This is a genomic window from Mesorhizobium sp. M8A.F.Ca.ET.161.01.1.1 (assembly GCF_004792105.1).
Classification (GTDB): domain Bacteria; phylum Pseudomonadota; class Alphaproteobacteria; order Rhizobiales; family Rhizobiaceae; genus Mesorhizobium.
The window spans coordinates 1-1,886 of record NZ_SRTD01000039.1 but is presented as its reverse complement, the minus strand read 5'-3'; the positions used below and the strand labels follow the sequence as shown (position 1 = coordinate 1,886).

At 61.5% G+C, this 1,886-nt stretch carries 1 protein-coding gene; it reads left to right on the top strand.

Annotated features, from left to right (window positions below):
• Complete coding sequence (cysN, locus tag EN804_RS34445; protein WP_135922292.1) at window positions 1–1,884, top strand: sulfate adenylyltransferase subunit CysN; 1,884 nt, start codon at window positions 1–3, stop codon at window positions 1,882–1,884.
• Window positions 1,885–1,886 lie beyond the last annotated feature (2 nt).

Here is a 1,886-nt window from a genome sequence, read left to right as displayed (position 1 = left end):
CTGGTCGCGCAAGAGAAGAAGTCGCTGCTGCGCTTCCTGACCTGCGGTTCGGTCGATGATGGTAAGTCGACGTTGATCGGTCGGCTGTTGTCCGACACCAAGCAGATTTTCGAGGACCAACTCGCCGCGCTCGAACGCGATTCGCGAAAGCATGGCACGACGGGCGACGACATCGACTTCGCGCTGCTGGTCGACGGCCTCGAGGCCGAGCGCGAGCAAGGCATCACAATCGACGTCGCCTACCGCTTCTTCGCCACGCCGAAGCGCAAGTTCATCGTCGCCGACACGCCCGGCCACGAACAATATACCCGCAACATGGCGACCGGTGCCTCGACCGCCGATCTGGCGATCGTGCTGATCGATGCCCGGCAGGGTATGCTGCGCCAGACCCGGCGCCATTCGATCATCGCCTCGCTGCTCGGCATTCGCCACATCGTGCTGGCGGTCAACAAGATCGATCTCGTCGATTTCGACCAGGCGGTCTTCGACAGCATCGTCGAGGACTACCGGCAGTTCTCAGGCGATCTCGGTTTCCAGACCATGGTGCCGATCCCGATGTCGGCCCGTTATGGCGACAATGTCAGCCGCCGCTCGGACAGCATGAGGTGGTATTCCGGCCCGACGCTGATCGAGCAACTCGAAACCGTCTCGGTCGACGAAGTCACCGCCGAGCTGCCGTTCCGCTTTCCGGTTCAGTACGTCAATCGCCCCAATCTCGATTTTCGCGGCTTCGCCGGCACCATCGCGTCCGGCACCATTGCGCAAGGCGACGAGGTCGTCGTCGCCAAATCGGGCAAGTCCTCGCATGTCAAACGCATCGTCGCCTATGGCGGCGATCTCAAACAGGCGGTGGCCGGCCAGGCCATAACGCTCGTCCTTGACGACGAGGTCGAGGTTTCCAGGGGCAACATGCTGGTTTCACCGGCCGCGCGGCCGCAGGTCGCCGACCAGTTCGCCGCCAACATCGTCTGGTTCGACGAGCATGCGCTGCTGCCGGGCCGCTCCTATATCCTGCGCACCGAGACCGATCAGACCAGCGCCACCGTCACCGACTTGAAATACCGCATCAACGTCAACGACTTTGGCCATGAGGCGGCCAAGTCGCTCGAGATGAATGAAGTCGGCATCTGCAACATCTCGACGCGGGCGCCGATTGCCTTCGACCCGTTTGGCGAGAACCGGACCACTGGCGCCTTTATCCTGATCGATCGCATCAGCAACGCCACGGTTGGCGCCGGCATGATCGTGCACTCGCTGCGCCGCGCCGAAAACATCCATTGGCAATCGCTCGATGTCGGCAAGCGCGTGCGCGCCGACATGAAGAACCAGCGGCCGGCCGTGTTCTGGTTCACGGGGCTTTCGGGTTCCGGCAAGTCTACCATCGCCAACCTGTTCGAGAAGAAGCTGTTCGCCACAGGCCGCCATACCTATATTCTCGATGGCGACAATGTCCGTCACGGTCTCAACCGCGACCTCGGATTCACCGATGCCGATCGCGTCGAGAACATTCGCCGCGTCGCCGAAGTGGCCAAGCTGATGGCCGATGCCGGGCTGATCGTCATTGTCTCCTTCATTTCGCCGTTCAGCGCCGAGCGGCGCATGGCCAGGGAATTGATGGCCGATGGCGAGTTCATCGAGGTGTTTGTCGACACGCCTTTCGAGGAATGCGCCAGGCGTGACCCGAAGGGTCTCTACGCCCGCGCGCTGAATGGCGAGATCAAGAATTTCACCGGTGTCGATTCTCCTTACGAAGCACCGGAGAAACCGGAGATCCATCTCAAGACGCTCGGCAAGTCGGCCGAAGAGATGGTAGATACCCTGGAACACTGGCTGGACGAGCGTGACATTGCCGAAGAGCAATATGACAATGGCGGCGGCATCTGACG